Raw genomic sequence first — 26,563 nt, forward strand, 5'->3', positions numbered from 1 at the left:
GTCGGTCATGGGCTGGCCTTTCGTGATCCGCGACAACTTCGCACTTGCGGCGGGGCGTGCAACCCCTATGTTGGTTTTGAGAATGGTTCGCAAGTAGGGATGCCGATGACCGCCACCACGACGATCACACCCCCTGCCCCGCGCGTCGGCCCGGTGCGGCCGCGCCGGCTGTGCATGGCACTGGTGCTGCTGGCGCTGGCGGCGTTTCCTGGCGAGTTGGGGGCGCTGACGCGGGGGCTGATGACGGATGCCTTCGTGCAGGTGTCCGGCTTCGTCGCGGCGACGCTGATCCTGTTCTACGGGGCGGAACGGCTGTTCCGCTTCGACATCGGCACGGCCCTGCAGAACGCGAGGGGCTGGCAGGTGCCGCTGGCCGCCCTGCTGGGGGCGACGCCGGGCTGCGGCGGGGCCGTGGTCGTGGTGGCGGCCTACAGTTCGGGGCACGTGGGCTTTGGTGCCGTTGTGGCAACGCTGACAGCGACGATGGGCGATGCGGCCTTTTTGCTGATCGCGACGCGGCCCGATGCGGCGCTGGTGGTGCTGCCGCTGTCCTTTGCCGTGGGCATCCTGAGCGGCTGGATCGTCGACGCCCTGCCCGGACCCGGCCGCCAGCCCGCCCGCGCCGGGTCCTGCGATCTGGCGCCGCTGATCGGGCGGACGCGGGTCAAGGATCTGATCTTTGCCGGTTTCGCCCTCCCCGGTCTGGTGATCGGGATCACGCAGCTGACCGGGGCCGACGTGGCGGCGATCTATGGACCCGTCCTGCCGCTGGTGGGGCTTGGCGGCACGGCGGCGGGGCTTTTCGTCTGGGTCACCTCGCGCCTGCAGGCGATGACCAATACCGCGGACAGCCCGGTGACGCGGATGGCGGAGGAGACGGCCTTCATCTCGGTCTGGGTGATCGGGGCCTACCTCGCCTACGACTACATCGTGGCCTTCGGCGGTTTCGATCTGGAGGCGCTGTTCGGCTCGGTCGCGCCGCTGCTGCCGCTGATGGGGGTGCTGGTCGGCCTGATCCCGGGGTGCGGGCCGCAGGTGCTGGTCACGACGCTTTATGCGGGCGGGCTGATCCCCTTCGCCGCGCTGATCGGCAACGCAATCAGCAACGACGGCGATGCGCTGTTCCCGGCGATCGCGCTGGACCCGCGTGCGGCGGTGCGTGCGACGCTTTATTCCACGGTGCCGGCGGTGATGCTGGCCTACGGCTTCCACTGGCTGGCGCCCGGCTACATGAACTGACCGTTTGCGCCCGGGGTGGCGTGGCGCTAGATTCCCGCAAAGGAGGAGCCCGATGCCCGAGAGCCGACTGTCGTTCAAGGAGATGTGCGCGCGCTACGACGTGACGCCGCGCACCCTGCGCTACTACGAATACATCGAGCTTCTGTCGCCGGACCGCGAGGGGCGTGCCCGGTTCTATGGCGCGCGCGAGCAGGCGCGGATGACGCTGATCATGCGCGGCCGCCGGTTCGGTTTCGCGCTCGAGGACATCCGCCAGTGGCTGCTGATCTACGAGAAGGAAGGCACCACGGCGCAGATGCAGGAATGGGTGAAACTCGCCGACCGGCAGATGCTGGAACTGGCCGAGCAGCGCCGCCAGCTGGACGAGACCATGGCCGAGCTGCAGCGTCTGCGGGATGAAACCGCCACGTCCTTGACCTGACGCGGGGTCAGATAATTGCGCCTGACGCCGGGTCATCTTGCGTGACCTGTCGTCATCGGATTTCTGACGTCACGTCATGTTTACGTTAACGTCAACATTCATTGTAAGGTCCACGGCAAGAGGCGATCTGACGGTCACACCCGCCAGACGTGGAGAAAGACGATGACGACCGATACCCTGAACATTCGAGAGATGTGCGACGCCTTTGACGTGACCCCCCGGACCCTGCGCTTCTACGAAGCCAAGGAACTGCTGTTCCCGATCCGCGAGGGGCAGCGCCGCCTGTTCACCCGGTCCGACCGGGCGCGGCTGAAACTGATCCTGCGCGGCAAGCGCTTCGGCTTCAGTCTGGAAGAGATCCGGCAGCTGCTGGACCTTTACGCCATGGGCGACGGCCAGCTGACGCAGCTGAGCCAGACGTACACCCTGGCCGAGACGCACCTGGCCGACATGGAGGCCCAGCGCGCCGAACTGGACGAGGCGATCGCAGAGCTGAAGGCCCAGATGAAATGGGGTGCCGCGAAGCTGAAAGAGATTTCGGAGCAGGCCAGCAGCGCCGCCTGATCCGACAGACACCGACCCGAGGGAGAGACACCAGATGCCAAGCTATACCGCACCGCTCAAGGATTATCAGTTCGTGCTGCACGACGTGCTGCGGGTGTCCGAACAGGACATCCCGGGCTACGCCGATCTCGACCGCGACTTCACCGCCGCGGTGCTGGAGGAAGTGGGCAAGCTGTCGTCCAACGTGCTGCAGCCGCTGAACGCGGTGGGCGACACCGAAGGCTGCCGGCTGGAAAACGGCGTGGTGCGGACGCCGACCGGGTTCAAGGCGGCCTTCGATCAGGTCCGCGACGGCGGCTGGACCGCCCTCGACGCGGCAGAGCAATACGGCGGTCAGGGCCTGCCCTACGTCATGCACACGGCGGCGAACGAGCCGATGGTCAGCGCCAACATGGCCTTCAACATGTATCAGGGCCTGACCCACGGCGCCTATTCCGCGATCCTCGCCCACGGGACGCAGGCGCAGAAGGACATGTTCCTGCCGAAACTCGCATCCTGCGAATGGACCGGCACGATGAACCTGACGGAACCGCATTGCGGCACCGATCTGGGCCTCATGCGCACGAAGGCCGTGCCGCAGGACGACGGCAGCTACAAGGTGACGGGGCAGAAGATCTTCATCTCGGCCGGCGATCACGACATGGCCGAGAACATCATCCACCTCGTGCTGGCCAAGATCCCCGGCGGGCCGGAGGGCATCAAGGGCGTGTCGCTCTTCATCGTGCCGAAGTTCATCGTCAAGGACGACGGTTCGCTGGGCGACCGCAACGGCGTCACGGTCGGCAAGATCGAGGAAAAGATGGGCATCCACGGGAATTCCACCTGCGTGATGAACTACGACGAGGCGACCGGCTATCTGATCGGCGAGGCGCACAAGGGGATGCGCGCCATGTTCGTGATGATGAACGAGGCGCGACTGGGCGTCGGCCTGCAGGGCTACGCGCAATCGGTCGCCGCCTATCAGAACGCTGTGGACTATGCCAACGATCGCCTGCAGGGCCGCGCCGTGACCGGTGCGCAGAACCCCGACGGCCCCGCCGACCCGCTGATCGTCCACCCCGACATCCGCCGCACGCTGATGGACCAGAAGTCCTTCAACGAAGGTGCACGGGCCTTCACCTTCTGGGGTGCCTCGCTGATCGACCGGGCACACAAGACTGGCGATGCGGCGGCCGAAGGGCTGGTGTCGCTGATGACGCCGGTCATCAAGGGCTTCCTGACCGACAAGGGCTTCGAATACGCGGTGGCGGCGCAGCAGGTCTACGGCGGCCACGGCTACATCGAGGAATGGGGCATGTCCCAGTTTGCCCGCGACGCCCGGATCGCGATGATCTACGAAGGGGCCAACGGCGTGCAGGCGCTGGACCTCGTGGGTCGCAAGCTGGCTGTCGACGGCGGCAAGCACCTGATGGGCTTCTTCGAGATGATCAAGGGCTTCATCAAGGAGAACGAGGGCAACGCGGCGCTGAAGTCCGACTTCCTCGACCCGTTGAAGGCGGCAAGCAAGGACATGCAGGCGGCCGCGATGTACTTCATGGGGTCGATGAAGAACCCGAACAACGCGCTGTCGGGCAGCTACGACTTCATGCACCTGATGGGCCACGTCTGCCTGGGCTACATGTGGGCGCGCAGTGCGGCGGCCGCCGTGCAGGCGCTGGAAGACGGCGCGTCCGACACCGCCTTCTACGAAACCAAGCTCGCGACGGGGCGCTATTACATGGCGCGCCAACTGCCGGCCACGTCGCTGCATCTGGCCCGCATCAACACCGGCGCGCAGCCCGTCATGGCGCTGGAGGCCGCCAGCTTTTGAGGGTGGCGGCGGGGTCCGCCCCGCCCTACCATCGCCGCAAAGGAGACCGCCGATGCCCAAACGCCTGCGCCTGACCCGCCGCTTTCCGGTCGCGATGACCGAGGACGGCTACCGGCGGCTGAAGAAATTCGCGCGGGAGGCGGGGCTGGACGAAGGCGAGGCGCTGTCGTTCCTGTTCGAGAACTTCGACAGCATCCTCGATCAGGACACCTTCGGCCACCGGCTGCGGCTGTTCAACGCGGAACTGGAGGCGCGCAAGACGTGAGCGTTGCAGGGCCGGCCAAGGCCGGCGCCTCCGGCGGGAGTATTTGCGGAAAAAGCGAGGACGGGAGGATGAGGCCCGATCCGTCGAGAGTTCCCCAGCCCCGCAGGGAGAGGCGCAGCACCACGGACCGGGTCCTCGCTTTTTACGGTCATCGGCTCTCCAGCCTGTACCGCATGTCGAGGTTGGAACAATAAAGTTAAGGCTTGGTAAAATGGTGCGGCGCTTGTCCTCGCTTTTTTCCAAATACTCAAAAAGCGACGCCCTCACCGGGCGCCACATCACACGGGAGGCACCACATGACGATCAAGCTGCACTGCTTCGGCGAAAGCGGCAACGCCTACAAGGCGGCGCTGACGATGACCCTCGCGGAGGTGGCGTGGGAGCCGGTCTTCGTTGATTTCTTCAAGGGGGCCACCCGCACGCCGGACTTCCGCGCGCTGAACGTAATGGGCGAGGTGCCGGTCATGGTGGACGGCGATCTGGTGATCACCCAGTCGGCAGTCATCCAAGACTACATCACCTCGAAGACCAGCAAGCTGGGCGGCAAGAGCGCTGACCAGCGGCGCGAAGTGCTGCGCTGGATGTTCTTCGACAACCACAAGGTCAGCGGCGTGGCCGGGCCCTTGCGGTTCAACACGAACTTCCTGCCCGAGGACAAGCGCAGCACGGAGGTCAACGACTTCATGCTGATGCGGCTCAAGTCGGCGCTGAAGGTCATGGACACGCATCTGGCGGACCGCGACTGGCTGGCGACCGAGGAACTGACCGTCGCCGATATCGCCTGCTGCGGCTACCTTTTCTACGAAGAACCCTTCGGGTTCGACCGCACCGAATTTCCCCATGTCGACGCCTGGCTCGACCGCATCGCGGCGACGCCCGGCTGGAAACACCCCTATGATCTGATGCAGCGCGCCCTGCCCGCTGCCTGAAGAAAGGACCAGGACCATGACAGACGCCTATATCTTCGACGCCGTGCGCACCCCCCGCGGCAAGGGCCGCGCCGACGGCAGCCTGCACGAGGTCACCAGCGCCCGGCTGTCCGCCGGGGTGCTGAACGCCCTGAAGGAGCGCAACGACCTGCAGGGCCACGCCGTCGAGGACGTGATCTGGGGCAACGTCACGCAGGTCGGCGAACAGGGCGGCTGCCTTGCGCGGACGGCCGTGCTGGCCTCGGACCTCGACCAGTCGATCCCGGGGCTTGCGATCAACCGCTTCTGCGCGTCAGGGATGGAGGCCGTGAACCTCGCCGCCAACCAGATCCGCGGCGGGGCCGGTCAGGCCTACATCGCCGGTGGTGTGGAAATGATGGGCCGCGTCGCCATGGGCAGCGACGGGGCGGCGATCGCCGTCGATCCGTCGATCGCGATGGACACCTATTTCGTGCCGCAGGGAATCTCGGCGGACATCATCGCCACCGAATATGGATTTTCGCGAGACGAGGCCGATGCGCTGGCGGTGGAATCCCAGCGCCGCGCCAAGGCGGCCTGGGACGACAACCGGTTCGCGCGGTCGATGATCACCGTGCGCGACGTGAACGGGCTGCCGATCCTCGACCACGACGAATACATGCGGCCCCAGACCGACATGCAGAGCCTCGGCGCGCTGAAGGCGAGCTTCAAGGACATGGGCGAAAGCATGCCCGGTTTCGACAAGGTCGCGCTGATGAAGTATCCGCATCTGGAGCGGATCAATCACATCCACCACGCGGGCAATTCGTCCGGCATCGTCGATGGCTCTGCCGGTGTCCTGCTGGGGTCGAAGGAATGGGGCGAGGCGATGGGTCTGAAGCCCCGCGCGCGCATCCGCGCCACCGCCAAGATCGGCACCGATCCCACGATCATGCTGACCGGCCCGGTGCCGGTGACCGAGAAGATCCTGAAGGACTCCGGCATGAACATCTCGGACATCGACCTCTTCGAGGTGAACGAGGCCTTCGCCTCGGTCGTGCTGCGGTTCATGCAGGCTTTCGACGTCGATCCATCGGTGGTCAACGTGAATGGCGGTTCGATCGCGATGGGCCACCCGCTGGGGGCCACCGGCGCCATCATCATCGGCACCCTGCTGGACGAGCTTGAGCGGACCGGCAAGTCCACCGGCCTTGCCACGCTGTGCATCGCATCGGGCATGGGGGCCGCGACGATCATCGAAAGGGTGTGACGGCCATGGATGACCGCGAAGCCCATCACACCTTTCAGGACTGGCTGGACCGGGTCGTCGTTCATGTCGTCGACGACGACTATGCCGCCTGGCGCCGGACCATGTTCTGCCCGCTTGTCGTGGACAGCGCGACGGGCCCCTCTGCCATGGCGACGGAGGACCAGCTGCGCGCGAAGTTCGACGAATGGCGCAGGCTGATCGCGACCCACAACCTGACCGACCTGGTCCGCACCGCCCATGACGTGCGGGCCGTGGCGCGCGACCGGATCGAGGGGGCCTATACCTTCGACATCCTGAGCCACGGTGCGCCGGTCATGCCCCGCTTCATCTCTGGCGCGACCCTGAAGTTCAGGGAAGGCCACTGGCGAGCGACCCATCTGCACAGCGGGCTGGCAGAGCGCTATCGCCACCTGATCCATACAACGGCCGCGGACGGCGACCCCGTCGCCCAGCCAATATCCACACCGGAAGGGAACATTCGATGACCGATTTCACCATGAACACCGACGCCGACGGCGTCGCCGTCATCACCTGGGATACCGTCGGCAAGTCGATGAACGTCATGAGCCAGCAGGGCTTTGCCGATCTCGACGCGCTGGTGGGCCAGGCGCTGGCGGATGATGCCGTGAAGGGCATCGTCATCACCTCGGGCAAAGACGGCTCTTTCGCCGGCGGCATGGACCTGAACATCATTGCGCGGATGCGCGACGAGGGCGACGATCCGGCGAAGGGCATCTTCGACGGCGTGATGCAGATGCACGGCGTGCTGCGCCGGATCGAGCGGGCGGGGATGGACCCCAAGACGCTGAAGGGCGGCAAGCCGATCGCCGCCGCCCTGCCCGGCACGGCGCTGGGCATCGGGCTGGAGATCCCGCTGGCCTGCCACCGCATCTTTGCCGCCGACAATCCCAAGGCCAAGATCGGCCTGCCCGAGATCATGGTCGGCATCTTCCCGGGGGCCGGCGGCACGACGCGGATCTCGCGCAAGCTGGGCGCGATGGCGGCCTCGCCCCTGCTGCTGCAGGGCAAGCTGAACGATCCAAAAGGGGCGCAGCGGGCCGGGATCGTCGACGAGGTCGTGGCGCCGGAGGAGCTGCTGGAGAAGGCGAAAGCCTGGGTCCTGCAGGCCAAGGATGCGGACATCGTGAAGCCCTGGGATCAGAAGGGCTACAAGATGCCCGGCGGCGCGCCCTATCACCCGGCGGGGTTCATGACCTTCGTCGGTGCCAGCGCGATGGTGAACGGCAACACGATGGGCGTCTATCCAGCGGCCAAGGCGCTGCTGTCGGCGGTCTACGAGGGCGCGCTGGTGCCTTTTGATACCGCGCTGAAGATCGAGGCGCGGTGGTTCACCCATGTGCTGCTGAACCCCTCGTCGTCCGCGATGATTCGCAGCCTGTTCATCAACAAGGAGGCGCTGGAGAAGGGGGCCAACCGGCCCGACGTGGCCGACCAAAAGGTGAAACAGGTCGGCGTGATCGGCGCGGGGATGATGGGTGCGGGGATCGCGCTGGTCAGCGCGCTTGCAGGGATCAAGGTCGTGCTGATCGACGCCAAGCAGGAAGCGGCGGACAAGGGCAAGTCCTATACGGCCGATTACATGGACAAGGGGATTTCGCGCAAGAAGGCGACGCCCGAGAAGAAGGAGCAGGTGCTGGGTCTGATCGAGGCGACCACGGATTATGCCGCGCTGAAGGACTGCGACCTGATCGTGGAAGCCGTGTTCGAGGACATGGGCGTGAAGGCCGATGTCACGCAGAAGGTGCAGGCCGTCACCGGGCCGGACTGCATCTTCGCCACGAATACCTCGACCCTGCCGATCACGGAGCTGGCCGAGGCCGCGACTGACGCGGAGAAGTTCATTGGCATCCACTTCTTCTCGCCCGTCGACAAGATGAACCTGGTGGAGATCATCCGCGGCAAGGCGACCGGCGACGTGGCGGTGGCCAAGGCGCTCGACTTCGTGCGGCAGATCCGCAAGACGCCGATCGTGGTGAACGACGCGCGGTTCTTCTACGCCAACCGCTGCATCATCCCCTACATCAACGAAGGCATCCGCATGGTGAAGGAAGGGGTCGCCCCCGCCCTGATCGAGAATGCGGCGAAGCTGGTGGGCATGCCCCTGGGGCCGCTGCAACTGGTGGACGAGACCAGCATCGACCTTGGCGTGAAGATTGCCAAGGCGACCAAGGCCGCGATGGGCGACGCCTATCCGGACGGCGAGGTCGACGAGGTGCTGTTCTGGATGGCCGACAGGGGCCGGATGGGCCGCAAGTCGAAATCGGGCTTCTACGCCTACGACGACGCGGGCAAGCGGCAGGGGCTGTGGGACGAGCTGGGTGATAAATACCCGGTGGCCGAGGAGCAGCCCGACCTTGTGACGGTGCAGCACCGGCTGCTGTTCGCGCAAGTGCTGGAGGCGGTGCGCGCGCTGGAGGACGGCGTGCTGACCGACATCCGCGAGGGCGACGTCGGCGCGATCCTGGGCTGGGGCTTTGCGCCCTGGTCGGGCGGTCCGTTCAGCTGGCTCGACATCATCGGCGCGCCCTATGCGGCGGAGCGCTGCGACCAGTTGCAGGAGCGCTTCGGCGATCGCTTCGCCTGCCCCGACCTGCTGCGCGACATGGCGGACAAGGGGCAGTCGTTCTATGGTCGCTTCGGGCCGGAGGCCGAGGACGCCGCCTGAGGGATTGCGCCGCGCCGCGCGCGGCGCGACGGGGGGGGGGCTAGCCCCCCTCTTGGCCCTGAAGGGCCAATTCACCCCCCAAGGTATTTGTGACGAGAAGAAGTGCTGGACCGGCGCGGGCGACGGTTGCAGCGCTGCGTCTTGCGGCGTCTAGGAAACGGGGTCCGGGTCGAAGCGGTAGCCCGACCGGGCGATGTCCGCGGCGCAGATCCGCGCTACGAGGGCCGCGTCCGCATCGGTGTAGTAGCCGCGCCAGTCGCGGGTGCGGGTGGAGGCATTCGCGCGGGGCAGGTCGAAGCGGAAGCCCAGATGAGCGAAGAACGGGGCTGCGTCCGTGGCGAAAGCCTCGAGCCTTATGAAATCTGTGGCACGCAGGGTGCCGGCGGCGTCGGTCAGGTAGCTGGCGTAGGGCTGTGCCGCGAGGCTTGCGCGGGTCTGCGGGTGGTTCAGGAAGGCGCCGAAGTCACGGGTCTGCGCCAGCGTGACGGCGGGATGGGCGAAGGTCTGAACGCGTAGCCAGTGATAGTAGCTGACGATCCGGTCCCAGGGATTGCGCACCAGCGTGACGATGCGCCAGCCGGTCATGTCGCAGACCCCTTCGACATCCCGCAGACGGCTGTGCTTCCACAACCGGCCCGGCGCCTGAAGGGCAGCGAGCCGGCCCCGGCGACGGCGGGCCTTGGGGGTGTCGCCGATCAGGATGTCGTCCTTCATCGCCCGCGATTCCAGCGCCAGCGTCAGGGCGGTGCCGCCGGTCTTGGGGATGTGGACGAAGGCGTAGCGGCGGCCCGGTGACAGGATCATGGGCCGGTGCCGAGGTGGTGCGGTGTCACGAGGTTTCCATTGATCTGTTCCGGGTGCTGCAGCACTCTGACGCGGACGGGGTCCGAGGTGAAGGGGAGACGGCGGATGGGCTGGATGACGGACGAGAGCGGTCTGACGCGGGGGCCCGCGAATTTCGTGCCCCTGACGCCGCTGTCGCATCTGAAGCGGGCGGCGGATGTCCATGCGGACCGCCCTGCCCTCGCCTATGGCGACCGGGTCTGGACCTATGCCCAGTATCACGCGCGCGTCAGCCGTCTGGCGGATGCGCTGCGCGGCCTTGGCGTGGCGCCGGGCGATGTCGTGGCCACCCTGCTGCCGAACGTGCCCGCCCAGTCCGAGGCGAGCTTTGCCGTGCCCGCCTGCGCCGGGGTGCTGAACACGATCAACACGCGGCTGGATGCGGACACGGTGGGCTATATCCTCGACCACGGCGGGGCGCGGGTCGTGATCGTGGACAGCGCCGGCGTGCCGCTGGTCGAGGCGGCCATTGCCCTGATGCAGACCCCTGCCCCGGTGGTGATCGAGGTGCCGGACGTGGTGGCGGGCATTCCCGCGACCGGGCGCTACCGCCTTTACGAGGATCTGCTGGCCGGGGGCGATCCGGCCTTTGCCTGGATCATGCCGCAGGACGAGTGGGAGAGCCTGGCGCTGAACTATACCTCGGGCACCACGGGGCGGCCGAAGGGCGTCGTCTATCACCACCGGGGGGCCTATCTGGCGACGATGGGCAACCAGATCGCCTGGCGGATGCAGCTGTTTCCGGTGATGCTGCAGATCGTGCCGCTGTTCCACTGCAACAACTGGACGCATACCTGGATGATGCCGCTGCTGGGCGGCTGCGCCGTCTGCTGCCGCGACATCACGGCCGCCGCGATCTATGCCGCCATCGCCGATCACGGCGTCACCCATTTCGGCGGCGCGCCGATCGTGCTGAACCTGATCGTGAACGCGGACGCGGCCGACCGGCGGCCCTTTGACCACACGGTCGAGGTCTTTACCGCAGGCGCGCCGCCCGCCGCGGCGCTGCTGTCGGCCATCGGCAAGCTGGGGTTCAACATCACGCAGGTCTATGGCCTGACCGAGACCTATGGCCCCGCGACGGAGTGCATCTGGACCCCCGGCTGGGACGCGCTGCCGGAGGAGGAACGCGCCGCGATCAAGGCGCGGCAGGGTGTGCCGATGGCGATGATGGAGGACATCGTGGTAGTGGACGAGGCGATGCGGCCCGTGGCACGCGACGGCGCGACGCAGGGCGAGATCGTGATGCGCGGCAATGCGGTGATGAAGGGCTACTACCGCAATCCGGAGGCGACGGCGAAGGCCTTTGCGGGCGGCTACTTTCATTCCGAGGATCTGGCAGTGCAGCATCCGGACGGTTACATCCAGATCACCGACCGGTCGAAGGACATCATCATCTCGGGGGGCGAAAACATCTCCTCGATCGAGGTGGAGAGTGCGCTGATGCACCATGCGGCCGTCAGCCTCTGTGCCGTGGTGGCGATGCCGGACGACAGGTGGGGCGAAGTGCCCTGCGCCTTCGTTGAGCTGAAGGCGGGGCGGGAGGCGACGGCGGAGGAGTTGATCGCCCATACCCGCAGCCGTCTGGCGGGCTTCAAGTGTCCAAAGCGGGTGGTGTTCGGGGAATTGCCCAAGACCTCGACCGGGAAGATCCAGAAATTCGAATTGCGCAAGCGGGTCGCCACCCCCTAGGCGTTCCGGCGCGCGTGCCTTAGGGTGTGAAAAACCGGCAGACAGGCAGCATGACCGCACTTGCGCAATACGAACGACTTGAAAGCCTCGGGCTGTGGCGGGCCAACCGCACGGACCAGCGGCGCGAGGTGATCGTGTCCTTCGGCGATGCGACGCTTGTCGTGTCCGATGGCGCGGGACGGCCGCTGTCGCACTGGTCGCTGCCCGCGGTGGCACGGCTGAACCCGCAGGAGGTGCCGGCGGTGTTCGCCCCCGATGCCGATGCGACGGAGACGCTGGAAATCGACGACCCCGTCATGATCGACGCCATCGACACGGTGCGTGGCAGTCTGGTCAAGGCGCTGCCCCGGCGCGGGCGATTGCGGCAGATGCTGACGCTGGCGCTGCTGCTGGCTGTCATCGGGGGCACCGCGCTTTGGGGCCCGGATGCGCTGCGACGGCAGACCGCCGACAGCGTCAGCGCCCTGCGCCGGGCCGAGATCGGGGCGACGGTGCTGGGTCATCTGCAGGCACGGACCGGGCCGGTCTGCCGCGGCACCCGCGGGCGTGCGGCGCTGGAAACGCTGATGACGCGGCTGTTCGGGCGCGACGCGCCGGGGCAGATCGTCGTGCTGCCGGCGGCGTTGCCGGGGCCCTTCACCCTGCCCGGCGACCTGACGGTGATCGACCGGTCGATGCTGGTGCGCTACGACGATCCGCTGATCGCCGCGGGCGATGTCATCGCGGCGCGTGCCAGCACCGGCGATCCGATGGAGGCGCTGCTGCGCCACGCGGGCCTGCCGGCGACGATCCAGCTGTTGACCTCTGGCAAGCTGCCGGAGGCGGCGCTGTCGGACTACGCGGACGCACTGCTCGCGCAGGGACCGCGCCCGGTGTCGGAAGCGGTGCTGCTGCGGGCCTTTGCGGATGCCAAGGTCTCCTCTGCCCCCTATGCGTCGCTGCGTTCGGCGCGGGACCAGAACGGGGCGACGCTGATCACGTCAGACCCGATGCGGGGGCAGACGCCGGTGCCGGTGCTGACCGATGCCGAATGGATTCAGGTGCAGGCGATCTGCGACGGCTGAGGGTCCATGCCGCCGGGTTTGGCCTAGCTGCGCAGGAACGCGTCGGAAAAGCCCATGCCGCGCACGATGCCGAGGGCGCGGGTCAGGTCGCCGGGAGACCGGAACGGGCCAGCGGCGATGGTCTTGAGCCCGCCGGATGTCGCCGAGGCAACGGGCAGGCCCGCGACTTGCAGCCGTGCGATCAGCCGGGCAGCGTTGGCCGGATCGGCGAAGCTGCCGACCTGCACGTAGCGATGCCCCGCGGCCGCCGCGGGCACCTGCACCGCGGCAGGGGCCACGGACCGGCTGCTGACATGTGGCACGGTCTGCGCCACGCGCAGCCCGCGCTGCGGATTGATGCGACCGTCGTCCCAGACACGGGCGTAGCCGGCGGCGATGCGGACCGGCGTGCCGGCGGGCGCGTTGGATGCGGGCACCGGACCGGCCCCGAAGAGCGGGCGCGGGGTCGCCGTTCGCGTTACGGCGACTGCGGCCGGATAGCTGGCGGTGACATCGGCGGCGACGACCTGACGGCCCGACAGCCCGTAGCCGCGGCCAGAGGGGGACTCGGCCTGCGGGCCGCAGCGCATCGGAAAGCGGGGATCGCCCCCGAGGCCGGGAATGGCGCAACCGGAGGTCGCATGCGACGGCGCCGCGACGGGCAGCGCAAAGGCGGGCTGCGGCGTCATGGCGATCCGAACCGGCGCGGGCGTCGGGCAGGCGATGGGGGCGCCGGTCGCGGCGTCGATCAGGGTCTGGCCCGTTTCGGCCTGCCGGTCGCAGGCGGCGGCGAGGGTCAGGCGCAGGGGCTGTGCGGTCGCGGTGCCGGCCGGCTGCGGGCTAGGTCCGCAATCGACGGGCGCGCCCGTGCCGGCGCTGACGAAACCGGGCTGCAGGCCGAAGCGCCCCGCGCAGGCCTGCGCATAGGTCATGCGGCGGGGTTGCGGCGCCGGAACGGCGCGCGGGGCCGGCGCAGCGACCACGGGCCGGGGGGCCGGCGGGGCGGGAATGCGGCGGACCTGCGGCGTGGCCGGGCGGGGTGCGGTCTTTGCAACCGCGGCCGGGCGCGGCGGCAGGGTCACGACCGGCGGCTCTGGCAGGGGATCCGGCGTGCGGACCTCGGCCTGCGGCGCGGGTTGCGCCTGCGGCGTGGCCTGCGCGGTGCGGACGGTCGTCGGTTGGAAATTGCACAGCTGGTTACGGGCGCGGTCAACGCGGGGCACCCAGTTCACCATGCCGGCCATGCCGGCCCGCACGAAGGCGCAGCCGCGGGAGTCCACGTACTGGCTGGCGTCGTAGCCGGCGGGGGGCAGTTCGGCCGGCACCGCGCTTGTCTGCGCCGAAACGGTTGCCACCCCAAGGCCGGAGGCCATCAGGGCCGCGGTTGCGATTGTGCTGGCGAAACGTGTCGCAGACATAGACATCCCCACAATATATTGTGGGAACATCGCAAACAATCCATAGCAAGTAAAGGCTATCCTGCCTTCGATCCGCCTTATTTGGTGCCGAACATCCGGTCGCCCGCGTCACCGAGACCCGGCACGATGTAGCCCTGTTCGTTCAGGCGTTCGTCCACCGCCGCGGTGACGATCTGCACGTCGGGATGGGCCTCCTTCATGCGGGCGATGCCCTCTGGCGCGGCCAGCAGGCAAAGGAAGCGGATGTTGGTGGCGCCCGCCTGCTTCAGCAGGTCGATGGCCGCGACCGAGGAGTTGCCGGTCGCCAGCATCGGGTCGACGGCGATGACCATGCGATCCTCGAGCGCCTGCGGCACCTTGAAGTAGTATTGCACGGGCTTCAGCGTTTCCTCGTCCCGGTAGAGGCCGACGAAGCCGACGCGGGCGGAGGGCACCAGTTCGAGGATGCCGTCCAGCAGCCCGTTGCCTGCCCGCAGGATCGAGACCAGCACCAGCTTCTTGCCGTCGAGCACGGGGGCGTCCATCGGCTGCAGCGGCGTGTCGATGCGTTCGGTCGTCATCGGCAGGCCGCGGGTGATCTCGTAGGCCAGAAGCTGGCTGATCTCTCGCAACAGCTGGCGGAAACCGGCGGTCGAGGTGTCCTTGCGGCGCATCAGGGTCAGCTTGTGCTGCACCAGCGGGTGGGTGACGTGGGTCAGGTGGCCGTCGGAGAAGTCTTGGGTCATGGGGCGGGCTCCAGTCGTTTGAGGATCGCGTCACGGGTGGCGGTGTCGCAGAAGGCAGCGTTGGCGGCGGCGATGTTGGTGTCGCGGAAATCCGCTTCCTGCCAGCCGAAGGTGCGCTGCAGGTTCTCGTATTCCGCGGTCATCGTGGTGTGAAAGAACGGCGGATCGTCGGTGCTGATCGTGACCGGCACGCCCGCGTCGCGCAGCCGCTCGATCGGGTGAACGTCCCAGTTGTCAACGGCTTGCAGGACGACGTTCGAGCCGGGGCAGACCTCCAGCGTGATGCCGCGGTCGGCGAGGTCGTCGACGAGGCGCGGATCCTCGATCGCGCGGATGCCGTGGCCGAGGCGTTCGACGCCCAGGGCCAGCGTTTCACGGATGCGCTGGGGGTCGCCCCATTCGCCGGCGTGGGCGGTCAGGCGCAGGCCCGCCTCCTTCGCCAGATCGAAGCTGTAGGCGAAATCGCCGGGGCGGCCTTCGAGTTCTGCCCCCGCCATGCCGAAGCCGGTCAGGAAGTCGCCTGCGGTTTCCGCGGCGACCCGTGCCGCCTTGCGGCAGGCGTCGCGGCCGTGGTGGCGCACGGCGGTGGCGATGCCGCGCATCACGATGCCGTCGTCGCGTTCCGCGTCGGAGGCCGCCTGCTGGATCGCCGCCAGATAGTCGCGCCACGCCGACAGGTCGCCGCCGCCGCAGAAATCGGGGGACAGGAACGCCTCTGTATAGATGACGCCGTGAAAGGCGCTTTCGGCCAGCACGGCACGGGTGAGGCGGTAAAATTCCTCGGGCCCGGTCAGGACGGTGCAGGCCTCGTCGTATTGGCGCAGGAAGTGGGCGAAGTCGCGGAATTCGTAGCCGCCGTCGGCGTCGAAGATGCCGTCGAGGCGGATGCGCTTTTCCGCGGCGAGGCCCCTGATGAAGTCGGGCGGGGCCGCGCCTTCGAGGTGCAGGTGCAGTTCGACCTTCGGGATGTCGCGCAGGCTCATAGGACAGACTTTCCGGGGCCGGTATGGGGGATGCCGAGGTGATCGGCCACGGTGGCGGCCACGTCGACGAAGGCGATCTGGCCGAGGCTTTTCGCGCCGATGCCATAGACCAGCACGGGCACCCGTTCGCGCGTGTGGTCGGTGCCGGTCCAGCTAGGGTCGTTGCCGTGGTCCGCCGTCACGATCAGAAGATCGCCGTCGCGCAGACGGGGCAAGAGGCGGCCCAGTTCGGCGTCGAACCATTCCAGATGGCCGGCATAGCCCGGAATGTCGCGGCGGTGACCGTAGAGGCTGTCGAACTCGACGAAGTTGGCGAAGGTGAAGGACCCCTCCTCTGCCGTGTCCACCAAGTCGGACAGGTGGCCCATCAGGGTGCGGTCATCGCCCTTGCGCACCTCGTCGATGCCCCGCATCGAGAAGATGTCGCCGATCTTGCCCACCGCGTGGACGCGGCGGCCGGCGGCCTGCGCGTCGTCGCAGATCGTGGGCGCCGGCGTGGCGATGGCGTAGTCCTTGCGGTTCGGGGTGCGGGTGTAGGCGCCGTCGGTCCCGACAAAGGGGCGGGCGATCACGCGGCCGACCTTCATCGCGTGGACATGCGGGGCGAGGTCGCGGCAGAGCGTCAGCAGGCGGTCGAGGCCGAAGCTTTCCTCGTGCGCGGCGATCTGCAGGACGGAGTCGGCGGAGGTGTAGACGATGGGCCAGCCGGTGCGCATGTGTTCGGCGGCGTGTGCGTCGATGATCGCGGTGCCGCTGGCGTGGCAATTGCCGAGGATGCCCTCGGTCCCCGCAAGCTTGCAGATCAAGGCGGTCAGGTTGTCTGGGAAGGCAGGCTGCGTGTCGGGGAAATAGGTCCAGTCCCAGGGCACCGGCACGCCGGCCAGTTCCCAGTGGCCCGAGGGGGTGTCCTTGCCGGGGCTGACCTCTGTCGCGGCGCCCCAGGCGCCGGTGGGATCGGCGTCGAGGCCCGGCGTGTCGGCGCCGCTGGCCAGACGGATGGCGGCGCCAAGGCCCAGCGCGTCCATCACCGGCAGCTTCAGGGGCTGCGCCTGCGCGATATGGGCCACGGTGTTGGCGCCGGTATCGGGGCGGCTGCCGTTGAAAAAGGCGTCCGCATCCGGCGCACCGCCGATGCCGACCGAGTCGATGACGACCAGAAAAGCGCGTGTCATGTCAGGTGATCCTGTCCAGTATCAGGGGCGTGGTGGCGGGGCGTGCGCCGATGGTGATGGCGGCCAGCACCGCGTCGCGCGCCGCCTCTGCCTTGTCCTGCGTCCGGGCGTGGACGGTGGCGATCCGGGTGCCGCGGGTGATCGGCGTGCCCAGATCGGCGACATCCGTCAGGCCGACGGCGGGGTCGATGCGGTCACCCTCTCGCGCGCGGCCACCGCCCAAGGCCACGACGGCGAGACCCAGCGCCTCTCCGTCGATGGCGGCGATGTGGCCGCCGTGCGGGGCGGTGACGGCCAGGGTGACGGGCGCCTTGGGCAGATGCGTGCGCCAGTCCTTGTCCATGTCGGGCGGGCCGCCCAAAGCCGCGATCATCCGCGCGAAGCGGTCCATCGCGCTGCCGTCGGCCAGCGTGCGTTCGAGGGCGGCGCGGGCCTTTACGACCGGCCAGCCGGCCAGCGCCAGCGCCTCGCACCCCAGCGACAGGGCGAGGGCGACGAGGCGGGGCGCGGCCTCTGGCTGGCCTGACAGCACGTCGAGGCAGACCGCCATTTCCGTCGCGTTGCCGAGGGCGGGGGCGAGCGGCTGCGTCATGTCGGACAGCACGGCGACGGTGGGGCACCCTGCCCCGCGCGCCGTGTCGACAAGCGCGCGGGCAAGGGCCGTGGCATCACCGCGGGTCTTCATGAAGGCGCCGCTGCCGACCTTCACGTCCAGCACCAGCGCGTCGAGGCCGGCGGCCAGCTTCTTGGACAGGATCGAGGCGGTGATGAGGTCGATGGAATCGACCGTCGCCGTCACGTCGCGCACCGCATAGAGCCTGCGGTCGGCGGGGGCGATCCGCGTCGTTGCGCCGACGATGGCGCAGCCCACGTCGGCCACGATGGCGCGCAGGTCGGCCTCGGTCACGTCGACGCAGACGCCGGGCACGGCCGACAGCTTGTCGAGGGTGCCGCCCGTGTGCCCCAGCCCGCGGCCAGAGATCATCGGGACATAGACGCCGCAGGCCGCGAGCATGGGGGCGAGGATCAGCGACACGCAGTCGCCCACGCCGCCGGTCGAATGCTTGTCCAGCACCGGCCCCTGCAGGTCCCAGCGCAGCACGTCGCCGCTGTCGCGCATGCCGGTCGTCAGGGCGACGCGGCCGGGGGCGTCCAGACCTTTCAGGCAGACGGCCATGGCAAAGGCGCCGGCCTGCGCGTCGGTGACGCCGCCATCGGCCAGCCCGGTTGTAAACGCCGCCAGCCCGTCGGGCGCCACATCGCCGCGCCGGACGGCGGCAATCAGGGAACGCGCATCCATGGTCACACCCGGCTCATGTAGTCCGCGTCGAAGGCGCCGGGCAGCAGGGTGCCGACGGTCGTTTCCAGCACCGCGCCGTCGACGGTCGTCAGCGTGACAGGCGTGTCGGGGGCCGCGAATTCCGCCAGCTTCTGGCGGCAGCCGCCGCAGGGGCTGACCGGCTGCGGGCTGTCGGCGATGACGGCGACGGCCGCGATGTCGCGCGCACCGGCGGCGCACATGGCGGCGATGGCGCCCGCCTCGGCGCAGGTGCCTTCGGGATAGGCCACGTTTTCCACGTTGCAGCCGATGTGGATCGCGCCGTCCAAGGTGCGGATCGCGGCGCCGACCTTGAAGCCGGAATAGGGCACGTGGGCGTTGTCCCGCACGGCGGTGGCGGCCGCGATCAGGGCGGCGGTGTCTGGGTCTGGATGGGACATGGGGGATTCTCCGGCATTTGGCGCGACAGTGAAGCCGCGGGACACCGGATGCAAGCCGTTCGGGGGAACTGGGCTGCCGGCGCCGGCGTTACCTTACGCACACCACAGGAGGCTGCGATGATCCCCCCCACCAAACCCCTTGCGCACCGCGACGACGACGCCATCGCGCAGGCCGCCGACGCGCCCATGACCGGCGATCAGGCCGATCTGCTGCGCAGCCTGTGCGAGGATGCGGGCGAACCCTTCAACGCCAACCTGACGGAAGCGGAAGCGTTGCAGCGCATCGCAGAGCTGACCGACAGCCTGAACACCGATCAGAACCTCTGATCCCGCCGCCTGCCCCGACCGCCGACGGCACGCGCGGCGAAGACACATCGAAAGGACGAGACCGATGCCCGAAGGCCCCAACATGACCGAAGACCACCACATGATGGACGGCGAACAGGCCGCCATCCTGCAAGACCTGTGCGAAAAGACGGGCCATCCGTTCAGCGACCAGATGACCGCCGAACATGCGGACGAGATGATCGAGCGGCTGTCTGCCCAGCTGGAGGCGGAATCGGCAAAGCGCTGACGCTCTGGGGTCAGCCCGGAAAGATCGTGCTCATCTCCGCCTCGAACCGGGCCCATGTCAGGGTGGCGCGGTTGCCGGCGTAGCCGTGATAGTGGCTGCGGCCGCTGGCGTTCGGCAGACCGGCCCAGATCTTGGCCAGATTGTTCATGAAGGTGCGCCGGTCGATCCGGCCGTTCGCGACATCGTGGAATCCCGCCTCTGCCAGCAGGACATCGGCGAGCGCGTCCTGCACCTGCGGGCTGAAACGGTCGTTCAGGGCGACACCCGTGATGTCCACCAGCCGCCGCAGGGTGGCCGGGATGAACTGGTAGCGGCCGATCGCGTGCGGCTGACCGGGCGTGGCCTTAATCCAGCGGTAGATTTCCGCAATCGTCATCTCTGTCGGGCGGCGGGCGGGCCTGCGGGTCGCGCCGTAGTTCACGGCGTCATAGCCGGCGCGCCCCGCCTCTGCCGCGGCGATCAGGTGGCGCACCCGGTCGGCGGGGGTTCCGCCGCCAAGAGGCACGGCAATCGCGGGACCCGACGCCAGCCGTGCCCGTTGCAGCCGCACCGGGTATGGCGCGAAGAAGCTGCGCCCCCCATCGCCGACGAAAAGGCTGGCCCGCGTCGCATTCGGTCGGTCTGCGGGATCGGACGCTGACAGGTCGACCATCGCGACACGCCCCTGCAGGATCGACGACCGCCCCGTCAGCGATAGCGCGTCGGCGGGCGCAACCTGCGGCGTGGCAATCGTCAGACCCAACAGGAACATTGCGAAAGACAGGTGTCGAAAAAGTGCCATGCGGTCCCCTTGCCCGTTTTCAATCGGCCGCAACCTGCGGGACAGAGGTTGATAAATCGTTGGGCGCGCCACGGATCGCACCGGCCCGGTGGAACAAAAACCCGCCGGGAACATTATATGAACAATTCATGAAAGGATGTCCCCATGACCGAAGATCTGAGCCACCCCAAGACCGAAGCCCCCGGCAATGCGGAAAAGCCTGTCGATGACTGGGTGACCGGTGACGAGGCGATGACCGGCGCGCAGGCCAGCTACCTTCAGACCCTGTCCGAAGAGGCCGGCGAAACGTTCGATCCGAACCTGAGCAAGGCCGAGGCGTCCAAGCGGATCGACGCCCTGCAGGAAAAGACCGGCCGGGGCGCGTAACCCGGCCTAGGCGCAGCGGCCGGGATGGTTTAGGGGTGAACCAGTTTCACTGACAGGACCGCCCGGCCATGACCCCTGCCGACAAAGACGACACGCCCTCTGAAAGCCTGCGCAAGGCCGCGCTGGACTATCACCAGTTTCCCAAGCCCGGCAAGCTGGAGATCCGCGCAACGAAGCCGCTGGCCAACGGTCGCGACCTGTCGCGCGCCTATTCCCCCGGCGTGGCCGAGGCCTGTCTGGAGATCAAGCGCGACCCGGACACCGCGCGCGACTTCACCACGCGCGGCAACCTCGTCGGCGTCGTGACGAATGGCACCGCCGTGCTGGGGCTGGGCAACATCGGCGCCCTCGCCTCCAAGCCGGTGATGGAGGGCAAGGCGGTCCTGTTCAAGAAGTTCGCCAACATCGACTGCTTCGACATCGAGCTGAACGAACCCGACCCGGTGAAACTGGCAGAGATCGTCTGCGCGCTGGAACCGACCTTCGGCGCCATCAACCTCGAAGACATCAAGGCGCCCGACTGCTTTGTCGTGGAGCGGATCTGTCGCGAACGGATGAACATTCCGGTCTTTCACGACGACCAGCACGGGACGGCGATCGTCGTGGGTGCCGGCATCACCAACGCCCTGCGCATCGCGGGCAAGGATTTCAAGGACGTCAAGGTTGTGTCCACCGGGGGGGGGGCTGCCGGCATCGCCTGCCTGAACATGCTGCTGAAGCTCGGCGTGCAGCGGCGCAATGTCTATCTGTGCGACCTACAGGGCCTTGTCTACACCGGCCGCGAACTGGACATGACAGACCAGAAGGCGGAATACGCGCAAGGCGACACGCCGCGCAGCCTGGATGACGTGATCGAAGGCGCCGATGTCTTCCTCGGCCTGTCAGGCCCCGGCGTGCTGACGCCCGAAATGGTCGGCAAGATGGCCGATGTGCCGATCATCTTCGCCCTTGCCAACCCGAACCCGGAGATCGATCCGGCGACCGCACGCGCGGTGAACCCGAAGGCTATCATCGCCACGGGGCGGTCGGACTTTCCCAATCAGGTCAACAACGTCCTGTGCTTTCCCTTCATCTTCCGCGGCGCGCTGGACGCGGGGGCGACCACGATCAACGACGAGATGAAGATCGCCTGCATCGAGGGGATCGCCGCGATGGCGCGTGCCACCACCAGCGCCGAGGCCGCGGCCGCCTATCAGGGCGAGCAGCTGACCTTTGGACCCGACTACCTGATCCCGAAGCCCTTTGATCCGCGGCTGATGGGCGTCGTGGCGAGCGCCGTGGCGCAGGCCGCCTGCGACACCGGCGTCGCGTCCCGACCCATCCCCGACATGGCGGCCTACAAGCGGCAGCTGGACGCCAGCGTCTTCAAGTCCGCCTTCATCATGCGCCCGGTGTTCGAGGCCGCCCGGACCGCCACCCGGCGCATCGTCTTTGCCGAAGGCGAGGACGAACGCGTGCTGCGCGCGGCGCAGGCGGTGATGGAGGAGACGACGGACCTGCCGATCCTGATCGGCCGGCCGGAGGTGATTGCCGCGCGCTGCGAACGCGCCGGGCTCGACATCCGGCCGGCCGTGGACTTCAAGATCGTGAACCCGGAAAACGATCCCCGCTATCGCGACTACTGGGGCACCTACCACGACATCATGGCACGCCGGGGCGTGACGCCGGATCTGGCCCGTGCGATCATGCGGACCAATACCACGGCGATCGGTGCCGTCATGGTCCACCGGGACGAGGCGGATTCACTGATCTGCGGCACCTTCGGCCAGTATTTGTGGCACCTGAACTACATCCAGCAAATCCTTGGAAACGAACAGCTTCACCCGGTCGCGGCCCTGTCGCTGATGATCCTTGAAACCGATAGCCTGTTCATCGCCGATACGCAGGTCCACGAAGAACCGACGCCGGAACAGATTGCCGAAACCGCGATCGGTGCCGCGCGCCACATCCGCCGTTTCGGGGTGGAGCCGAAGATCGCGCTTTGCTCTCACAGCCAGTTCGGCAACATGGACAGCTCTTCGGGCCGGCGGATGCGGGCGGCGATGGATATCCTGCACAGCGCACCGCGCGATTTCAGCTTCGAGGGCGAGATGCACATCGACAGCGCGCTCGACGTGGATCTGCGCAACCGGATATTTCCGGGCGCGCACATGGACGGGGCCGCAAATTGCCTCGTCTTCGCCAATGCCGACGCGGCGTCGGGCGTGCGCAACATCCTCAAGATCAAGGGCAACGCGCTGGAGGTCGGGCCGATCCTGATGGGCATGGGCAACCGCGCACATATCGTGACGCCGTCGATCACCACGCGCGGCCTGCTGAACATGTCGGCCATCGCGGGCACGCCCGTTGCGCACTACGGCTGACCGCCGCGCAGCGCCGCATCTTCCCGTGCGCGGACTGGGGGACCGGGATGGCCGGAGGGCCATCCCGATCGGTCGCGGGCGCTATTTCTTTGCTGTCTGGGGTTTCTGGTCGGGCTGCTTGGCCTTGGTGTCCGGCGTCGAGGCCGGCTTCGGGGCCTGTTTCGACTTCGAGGGGGTACCGTGCTTGTCCATGATCTTCTCCAGGTAAACGGAGGCGGCGGAAGTGTCGTCCCGTGCCATGAGATCTAGGCGCCGTCCAACAGGCTCACAAGATGAACGCGAAAACAATGCTGCTTGGATCGGCCAATTTGCGCCTGATGATTTCAAGTATCAGCCATTTTCCGCAATATCTGAAAATCACCGCGATGTGATGGACCCCGTCATCTGTCTTGTCCGCCTTATCCCCGGGGGTCGAGAAACAGCATTTCCGGGCCGCCTGCCGCAGCGGTCCGACCCGCCCATACTGTCAATATCTTGACGATTCCGCATGACCCGCGCGTGCCGCCCTTGCTGCGGCCGTCGCCCTTGCCTAACCATGACGGCGACCGTTTGGGAGGACGCGCGCATGGCCTACGCCAAGATCTACAAAAGCTGGCAGGACGATCCGGAGGCATTCTGGATGGCCGAGGCGAAGAAGATCGACTGGGTCAAGCCGCCGTCCTACGCGCTCGACATCAGCCGGGCCCCGCTTTACCGCTGGTTCGCCGATGCGCAGGTCAACACCTGCCACAACGCCGTCGACCGCCATGTGAAAGCGGGCCGCGGCGATCAGGTGGCGATCATCCACGACAGCCCGATCACCGGCACCGTCAGCCGCATGACCTTTGCCGAACTGAAGGCCGCCACCGCCCGACTTGCGGGGGCCCTGCGCGACAAGGGCATCGCGAAGGGCGACCGGGTCATCATCTACATGCCGATGGTGCCCGAGGCGATCGTCGCCATGCTGGCCTGCGCCCGGATCGGGGCGGTCCATTCGGTCGTCTTCGGCGGCTTCGCCGCCCATGAACTCGCCGTGCGGATCGACGACGCGACGCCCAAGGCGATCATCGGCGCCTCTTGCGGGCTGGAGCCGGGGCGGACGATCGCCTACAAGCCGCTGATCGACGGCGCGGTGGAACAGGCGAAGCACAAGGTCGATTTCACCATCATCCTGCAGCGCGACCAATTGCCCTGCGACCTGACGCCGGGGTTCGATCACGACTGGCACGCGGTGCAGGAGGGCGTGGCCCCCGCCGCCTGCGTGCCCGTCGCGGGCGACCATCCGGCCTATATCCTCTACACCTCCGGCACCACCGGGGCGCCGAAGGGCGTCGTGCGGCCCACCGCGGGGCATCTGGTGGCGCTGAACTGGACGATGAAGAACGTCTACAACGTCGATCCGGGCGACGTCTTCTGGGCGGCGTCGGACGTGGGCTGGGTCGTGGGCCACAGCTATATCTGCTACGGTCCGCTGATCCACGGTAACACCACGGTGGTGTTCGAGGGCAAGCCGGTCGGAACGCCGGATGCCGGGACCTTCTGGCGGGTGATCCAGGACCACAAGGTGAAGTCGTTCTTCACCGCCCCCACGGCGTTCCGCGCGATCAAGCGCGACGACCCGAAGGGAGAGCTGATCGGCGACTACGATATCAGCAGCCTGCGCGCGCTCTACCTTGCCGGGGAACGGGCGGACCCGGACACGATCATCTGGGCGCAGAAGATCATGGGCGTGCCGGTCTACGACCACTGGTGGCAGACAGAGACGGGTGCCGTCATCGCCGGCAACCCCGCGGGGATCGAGGCGTTGCCCGTGAAGATCGGCAGCCCCACGGTGGCGATGCCCGGCTATGACATCCACATCCTCGACGCCGCGGGGCAGGACATGCCGGTCGGCGAGCTGGGCGCCATCGCGATCAAGCTGCCCCTGCCGCCGGGCACCCTGCCGACCCTGTGGAATGCCGAGGATCGTTTCATCAAGTCCTACCTGACCACCTTCCCCGGCTACTACGAGACCGGCGACGCGGGGCGGCTGGACGAGGACGGCTACCTTTACGTCATGGCGCGCACCGACGACGTGATCAACGTGGCGGGTCACCGCCTGTCGACCGGCGCGATGGAGGAAATCCTGTCCAACCACCCGGACGTCGCCGAATGTGCCGTGATCGGCGTCAGCGACGCGCTGAAGGGGCAGTTGCCGATGGGGTTCGTCTGCACCAACAAGGGCACCACCCGCAGTGATGACGAGATCATCGCCGACTGCATCCGCATGGTCCGCGACGAGATCGGCCCGGTCGCCGCCTTCAAGCTGATCGCCGTCGTCGACCGCCTGCCCAAGACCCGGTCCGGCAAGATCCTGCGCCGCACCATGGTCGCGATCGCCGACAACGCAGATTTCAAGGTGCCGGCGACCATCGACGACCCGGCCGTTCTGGACGAGATCCGCGCAGCGGTGAAGCCATTGGGCTATGGCGGGACATGAGCGGCGGCCGACGGTCGCCTTGGGTTGGATGATGTGACGACATGAAAAGGCCCCGCCTGCTGTACAGACGGGGCCCGGTCGTCTTGAGTAATCGTAGCGATCAGATGTCGTCGCCCAGCGCACCCTTCACGGTGCCGGTGGCTTTCTGCACGTCGCCCTTGGCTTGCTGTGCCTTGCCTTCGGATTCCAGACGCTCGTTGTCGGTGGCCTTGCCGGTGACTTCCTTGGCGGCACCGGCGATCTTGTTGCCGGCGGCCTTTGCTTTGTCTGTCAGTTCACCCATGATAATTCTCCATTCCTTTACAGGCAGTTGGCTTCGGTTATCGTCGCCATCCCGTCTGCTGGTAAAACGCGGATCGCTCGGAAAGGTTCCCGCGGCGGGTCTCAATCGGGGCCCTAGGAAAACTGCTCCTGGAACAAACGCTCCTCCAGCCCGTGGCCGGGGTCGAAGAGGATGCGGTGGCGGATCCGCGGGTCGGAGCGGATTTCCACGCTGACCACGTCACGCACGGCCTTGCCGTCCGCATCGGCCATGACCGGGCGTTTGACGGGGTTCAGCACGTCGATCCGCACGACCGAGGTCTTGGCCAGCAGCGCACCGCGCCAGCGGCGCGGGCGGAAGGCCGCCATCGCCGTCAGCGCCAGCACGTCAGACCCGATCGGCAGGATCGGCCCGTGGGCGCTGTAGTTGTAGGCGGTGGACCCCGCGGGGGTGCAGACCAGCGCCCCGTCGCAGACCAGTTCCTCCATCCGCAGCTTGCCGTCCACTGTGATGCGCAGCTTGGCCGCCTGCGGGCCCGCGCGCAGCAGCGACACCTCGTTGATCGCCAGTGCCGCGTGCATCGACCCGTCGGCGGATTCCGCGATCATGCTGAGGGGATTGACGATCTCCTCCTCGGCTTCCTGCAGGCGCCGGATCAGGTTGTCGCCGTCGTAGAGGTTCATCAGGAACCCGACGGTGCCCCTGTTCATGCCATAGACCGGCGCGTCGAGGTCCTGCGTCGCATGCAGCGTCTGCAGCATGAAGCCGTCGCCGCCCAGCGCCACGATGTATTGCGCCTCGGCCAACGGGGCATTGCCGTGCCGGGCGGACAGGTCGGTCAGGGCTTCCTGCGCGATGGGGGCCTCGCTGGCCAGAAAGGCGATCCGCAGGCGGGGCATGGGCAGGCTTTCCATCGGGTCCATCACGGTTTTGTCCATGGTTCGCACCTGAAACGCAAGTCGGCTGCGGACCGCCGGTGGCGGGGACGCACCCTGCCCCGTCGTTTTGTCGCTTTTGACCAG

26 protein-coding genes are annotated in these 26,563 nt (G+C 67.6%); 16 read left to right on the top strand and 10 right to left on the bottom strand.

Annotation, left to right across the window (positions count from 1 at the left end):
• The first annotated feature begins 105 nt into the window (after positions 1 to 105).
• The 9 genes from BUA54_RS11910 (at position 106) to BUA54_RS11950 (ending at position 9,142) form a co-directional block, all read left to right on the top strand.
• Positions 106 to 1,239, top strand: a complete 1,134-nt coding sequence (locus BUA54_RS11910) for a putative manganese transporter (RefSeq protein ID WP_072857652.1) — start codon at positions 106 to 108, stop codon at positions 1,237 to 1,239.
• A 52-nt stretch (positions 1,240 to 1,291) separates the two neighbouring features.
• The gene (locus BUA54_RS11915) at positions 1,292 to 1,660 is read left to right on the top strand and encodes a MerR family transcriptional regulator (RefSeq protein ID WP_072857478.1); all 369 of its coding nucleotides are present in this window, start codon (positions 1,292 to 1,294) and stop codon (positions 1,658 to 1,660) included.
• Between the two features lie 162 nt (positions 1,661 to 1,822).
• Positions 1,823 to 2,224, top strand: coding sequence for a MerR family transcriptional regulator (locus tag BUA54_RS11920; RefSeq protein WP_072857479.1), 402 nt, complete (start codon positions 1,823 to 1,825; stop codon positions 2,222 to 2,224).
• Positions 2,225 to 2,258: 34 nt separating this feature from the next.
• Complete coding sequence (locus BUA54_RS11925; RefSeq protein ID WP_072857480.1) at positions 2,259 to 4,034, top strand: acyl-CoA dehydrogenase C-terminal domain-containing protein; 1,776 nt, start codon at positions 2,259 to 2,261, stop codon at positions 4,032 to 4,034.
• 52 nt (positions 4,035 to 4,086) lie between these two features.
• The gene (locus tag BUA54_RS11930; protein ID WP_072857481.1) at positions 4,087 to 4,299 is read left to right on the top strand and encodes a hypothetical protein; all 213 of its coding nucleotides are present in this window, start codon (positions 4,087 to 4,089) and stop codon (positions 4,297 to 4,299) included.
• Positions 4,300 to 4,595: 296 nt separating this feature from the next.
• Complete coding sequence (locus tag BUA54_RS11935; protein WP_072857482.1) at positions 4,596 to 5,228, top strand: glutathione S-transferase family protein; 633 nt, start codon at positions 4,596 to 4,598, stop codon at positions 5,226 to 5,228.
• A gap of 16 nt (positions 5,229 to 5,244) precedes the next feature.
• Positions 5,245 to 6,456, top strand: a complete 1,212-nt coding sequence (locus tag BUA54_RS11940; protein ID WP_072857483.1) for an acetyl-CoA C-acetyltransferase — start codon at positions 5,245 to 5,247, stop codon at positions 6,454 to 6,456.
• A 5-nt stretch (positions 6,457 to 6,461) separates the two neighbouring features.
• Positions 6,462 to 6,941, top strand: coding sequence for a hypothetical protein (locus BUA54_RS11945; RefSeq protein ID WP_072857484.1), 480 nt, complete (start codon positions 6,462 to 6,464; stop codon positions 6,939 to 6,941).
• Positions 6,938 to 9,142: a 3-hydroxyacyl-CoA dehydrogenase NAD-binding domain-containing protein gene (locus BUA54_RS11950; RefSeq protein ID WP_072857485.1), complete on the top strand. Its 2,205-nt coding sequence runs from the start codon at positions 6,938 to 6,940 to the stop codon at positions 9,140 to 9,142. Before BUA54_RS11945 ends, BUA54_RS11950 begins: the two co-directional genes overlap by 4 nt.
• A 150-nt stretch (positions 9,143 to 9,292) precedes the next feature.
• Here the strand turns inward: BUA54_RS11950 and BUA54_RS11955 are convergent, their stop codons facing one another.
• Positions 9,293 to 9,946, bottom strand: a complete 654-nt coding sequence (locus tag BUA54_RS11955) for a sulfotransferase family 2 domain-containing protein (protein WP_072857486.1) — start codon at positions 9,944 to 9,946, stop codon at positions 9,293 to 9,295.
• Positions 9,947 to 10,051: 105 nt separating this feature from the next.
• Between BUA54_RS11955 and BUA54_RS11960 the strand changes: the two genes are divergently transcribed.
• Positions 10,052 to 11,677: an AMP-binding protein gene (locus BUA54_RS11960; protein ID WP_072857487.1), complete on the top strand. Its 1,626-nt coding sequence runs from the start codon at positions 10,052 to 10,054 to the stop codon at positions 11,675 to 11,677.
• Between the two features lie 50 nt (positions 11,678 to 11,727).
• Positions 11,728 to 12,741 carry a hypothetical protein gene (locus tag BUA54_RS11965; protein WP_072857488.1) on the top strand — a complete coding sequence of 338 codons (1,014 nt, stop codon included), beginning with the start codon at positions 11,728 to 11,730 and terminating at the stop codon, positions 12,739 to 12,741.
• Positions 12,742 to 12,764: 23 nt separating this feature from the next.
• On the opposite strand, the gene BUA54_RS11970 is transcribed toward BUA54_RS11965, so the two are convergent.
• From BUA54_RS11970 to BUA54_RS11995, 6 genes are all read right to left on the bottom strand, one after another.
• A complete protein-coding gene (locus tag BUA54_RS11970) occupies positions 12,765 to 14,138 on the bottom strand; it encodes an SPOR domain-containing protein (protein ID WP_143155412.1) in 1,374 nt (457 codons plus the stop codon).
• Positions 14,139 to 14,215: 77 nt separating this feature from the next.
• On the bottom strand, positions 14,216 to 14,863 hold the full coding sequence (upp, locus tag BUA54_RS11975; RefSeq protein WP_072857490.1) for a uracil phosphoribosyltransferase: 648 nt from the start codon (positions 14,861 to 14,863) through the stop codon (positions 14,216 to 14,218).
• Positions 14,860 to 15,846, bottom strand: coding sequence for an adenosine deaminase (locus BUA54_RS11980; RefSeq protein WP_072857491.1), 987 nt, complete (start codon positions 15,844 to 15,846; stop codon positions 14,860 to 14,862). The genes upp and BUA54_RS11980 overlap by 4 nt, the downstream gene beginning before the upstream one ends.
• Positions 15,843 to 17,018 (bottom strand): phosphopentomutase, encoded by a 1,176-nt coding sequence (locus tag BUA54_RS11985; RefSeq protein WP_072857492.1) that lies wholly within the window; start codon positions 17,016 to 17,018, stop codon positions 15,843 to 15,845. The genes BUA54_RS11980 and BUA54_RS11985 overlap by 4 nt, the downstream gene beginning before the upstream one ends.
• Position 17,019: 1 nt before the next feature.
• A complete protein-coding gene (locus BUA54_RS11990; protein WP_072857493.1) occupies positions 17,020 to 18,318 on the bottom strand; it encodes a thymidine phosphorylase in 1,299 nt (432 codons plus the stop codon).
• Between the two features lie 2 nt (positions 18,319 to 18,320).
• Positions 18,321 to 18,737 carry a cytidine deaminase gene (locus tag BUA54_RS11995; RefSeq protein ID WP_072857494.1) on the bottom strand — a complete coding sequence of 139 codons (417 nt, stop codon included), beginning with the start codon at positions 18,735 to 18,737 and terminating at the stop codon, positions 18,321 to 18,323.
• A 117-nt stretch (positions 18,738 to 18,854) separates the two neighbouring features.
• Here BUA54_RS11995 and BUA54_RS21245 point away from each other — a divergent pair, with 117 nt between their 5' ends.
• Together BUA54_RS21245 and BUA54_RS12005 are read left to right on the top strand one after the other, a co-directional pair.
• Positions 18,855 to 19,064: a DUF3072 domain-containing protein gene (locus BUA54_RS21245; RefSeq protein WP_072857495.1), complete on the top strand. Its 210-nt coding sequence runs from the start codon at positions 18,855 to 18,857 to the stop codon at positions 19,062 to 19,064.
• 64 nt (positions 19,065 to 19,128) lie between these two features.
• Positions 19,129 to 19,311, top strand: coding sequence for a hypothetical protein (locus BUA54_RS12005; RefSeq protein WP_072857496.1), 183 nt, complete (start codon positions 19,129 to 19,131; stop codon positions 19,309 to 19,311).
• A gap of 10 nt (positions 19,312 to 19,321) precedes the next feature.
• On the opposite strand, the gene BUA54_RS12010 is transcribed toward BUA54_RS12005, so the two are convergent.
• On the bottom strand, positions 19,322 to 20,092 hold the full coding sequence (locus BUA54_RS12010) for a lysozyme family protein (RefSeq protein WP_072857497.1): 771 nt from the start codon (positions 20,090 to 20,092) through the stop codon (positions 19,322 to 19,324).
• A gap of 144 nt (positions 20,093 to 20,236) precedes the next feature.
• On the opposite strand from BUA54_RS12010, the gene BUA54_RS12015 reads away from it, so the two are divergent.
• The 3 genes from BUA54_RS12015 (at position 20,237) to BUA54_RS12025 (ending at position 25,279) form a co-directional block, all read left to right on the top strand.
• Positions 20,237 to 20,458: a DUF3072 domain-containing protein gene (locus BUA54_RS12015; RefSeq protein ID WP_072857498.1), complete on the top strand. Its 222-nt coding sequence runs from the start codon at positions 20,237 to 20,239 to the stop codon at positions 20,456 to 20,458.
• 68 nt (positions 20,459 to 20,526) lie between these two features.
• Positions 20,527 to 22,821, top strand: coding sequence for an NADP-dependent malic enzyme (locus tag BUA54_RS12020; protein WP_072857499.1), 2,295 nt, complete (start codon positions 20,527 to 20,529; stop codon positions 22,819 to 22,821).
• A gap of 565 nt (positions 22,822 to 23,386) precedes the next feature.
• Positions 23,387 to 25,279, top strand: a complete 1,893-nt coding sequence (locus tag BUA54_RS12025; protein ID WP_072857500.1) for an AMP-binding protein — start codon at positions 23,387 to 23,389, stop codon at positions 25,277 to 25,279.
• 100 nt (positions 25,280 to 25,379) lie between these two features.
• Here BUA54_RS12025 and BUA54_RS12030 read toward each other — a convergent pair whose 3' ends face one another.
• On the bottom strand, positions 25,380 to 25,562 hold the full coding sequence (locus tag BUA54_RS12030) for a CsbD family protein (protein WP_072857501.1): 183 nt from the start codon (positions 25,560 to 25,562) through the stop codon (positions 25,380 to 25,382).
• Positions 25,563 to 25,675: 113 nt separating this feature from the next.
• Positions 25,676 to 26,440, bottom strand: coding sequence for an NAD kinase (locus tag BUA54_RS12035; protein ID WP_072857653.1), 765 nt, complete (start codon positions 26,438 to 26,440; stop codon positions 25,676 to 25,678).
• Positions 26,441 to 26,563: the final 123 nt, after the last annotated feature.

It is taken from the genome of Loktanella atrilutea (assembly GCF_900128995.1).
Lineage (GTDB): Bacteria > Pseudomonadota > Alphaproteobacteria > Rhodobacterales > Rhodobacteraceae > Loktanella > Loktanella atrilutea.

Bases quoted from the DNA above. Each gene is read 5' to 3' on its own strand.
- BUA54_RS11910 (WP_072857652.1), top strand. From the start codon at position 106: ATGACCGCCACCACGACGATCACACCCCCTGCCCCGCGCGTCGGCCCG.
- BUA54_RS11915 (WP_072857478.1), top strand. From the start codon at position 1,292: ATGCCCGAGAGCCGACTGTCGTTCAAGGAGATGTGCGCGCGCTACGAC.
- BUA54_RS11920 (WP_072857479.1), top strand. From the start codon at position 1,823: ATGACGACCGATACCCTGAACATTCGAGAGATGTGCGACGCCTTTGAC.
- BUA54_RS11925 (WP_072857480.1), top strand. From the start codon at position 2,259: ATGCCAAGCTATACCGCACCGCTCAAGGATTATCAGTTCGTGCTGCAC.
- BUA54_RS11930 (WP_072857481.1), top strand. From the start codon at position 4,087: ATGCCCAAACGCCTGCGCCTGACCCGCCGCTTTCCGGTCGCGATGACC.
- BUA54_RS11935 (WP_072857482.1), top strand. From the start codon at position 4,596: ATGACGATCAAGCTGCACTGCTTCGGCGAAAGCGGCAACGCCTACAAG.
- BUA54_RS11940 (WP_072857483.1), top strand. From the start codon at position 5,245: ATGACAGACGCCTATATCTTCGACGCCGTGCGCACCCCCCGCGGCAAG.
- BUA54_RS11945 (WP_072857484.1), top strand. From the start codon at position 6,462: ATGGATGACCGCGAAGCCCATCACACCTTTCAGGACTGGCTGGACCGG.
- BUA54_RS11950 (WP_072857485.1), top strand. From the start codon at position 6,938: ATGACCGATTTCACCATGAACACCGACGCCGACGGCGTCGCCGTCATC.
- BUA54_RS11955 (WP_072857486.1), bottom strand. From the start codon at position 9,946: ATGATCCTGTCACCGGGCCGCCGCTACGCCTTCGTCCACATCCCCAAG.
- BUA54_RS11960 (WP_072857487.1), top strand. From the start codon at position 10,052: ATGGGCTGGATGACGGACGAGAGCGGTCTGACGCGGGGGCCCGCGAAT.
- BUA54_RS11965 (WP_072857488.1), top strand. From the start codon at position 11,728: ATGACCGCACTTGCGCAATACGAACGACTTGAAAGCCTCGGGCTGTGG.
- BUA54_RS11970 (WP_143155412.1), bottom strand. From the start codon at position 14,138: ATGTCTGCGACACGTTTCGCCAGCACAATCGCAACCGCGGCCCTGATG.
- upp (WP_072857490.1), bottom strand. From the start codon at position 14,863: ATGACCCAAGACTTCTCCGACGGCCACCTGACCCACGTCACCCACCCG.
- BUA54_RS11980 (WP_072857491.1), bottom strand. From the start codon at position 15,846: ATGAGCCTGCGCGACATCCCGAAGGTCGAACTGCACCTGCACCTCGAA.
- BUA54_RS11985 (WP_072857492.1), bottom strand. From the start codon at position 17,018: ATGACACGCGCTTTTCTGGTCGTCATCGACTCGGTCGGCATCGGCGGT.
- BUA54_RS11990 (WP_072857493.1), bottom strand. From the start codon at position 18,318: ATGGATGCGCGTTCCCTGATTGCCGCCGTCCGGCGCGGCGATGTGGCG.
- BUA54_RS11995 (WP_072857494.1), bottom strand. From the start codon at position 18,737: ATGTCCCATCCAGACCCAGACACCGCCGCCCTGATCGCGGCCGCCACC.
- BUA54_RS21245 (WP_072857495.1), top strand. From the start codon at position 18,855: ATGATCCCCCCCACCAAACCCCTTGCGCACCGCGACGACGACGCCATC.
- BUA54_RS12005 (WP_072857496.1), top strand. From the start codon at position 19,129: ATGCCCGAAGGCCCCAACATGACCGAAGACCACCACATGATGGACGGC.
- BUA54_RS12010 (WP_072857497.1), bottom strand. From the start codon at position 20,092: ATGGCACTTTTTCGACACCTGTCTTTCGCAATGTTCCTGTTGGGTCTG.
- BUA54_RS12015 (WP_072857498.1), top strand. From the start codon at position 20,237: ATGACCGAAGATCTGAGCCACCCCAAGACCGAAGCCCCCGGCAATGCG.
- BUA54_RS12020 (WP_072857499.1), top strand. From the start codon at position 20,527: ATGACCCCTGCCGACAAAGACGACACGCCCTCTGAAAGCCTGCGCAAG.
- BUA54_RS12025 (WP_072857500.1), top strand. From the start codon at position 23,387: ATGGCCTACGCCAAGATCTACAAAAGCTGGCAGGACGATCCGGAGGCA.
- BUA54_RS12030 (WP_072857501.1), bottom strand. From the start codon at position 25,562: ATGGGTGAACTGACAGACAAAGCAAAGGCCGCCGGCAACAAGATCGCC.
- BUA54_RS12035 (WP_072857653.1), bottom strand. From the start codon at position 26,440: ATGCCCCGCCTGCGGATCGCCTTTCTGGCCAGCGAGGCCCCCATCGCG.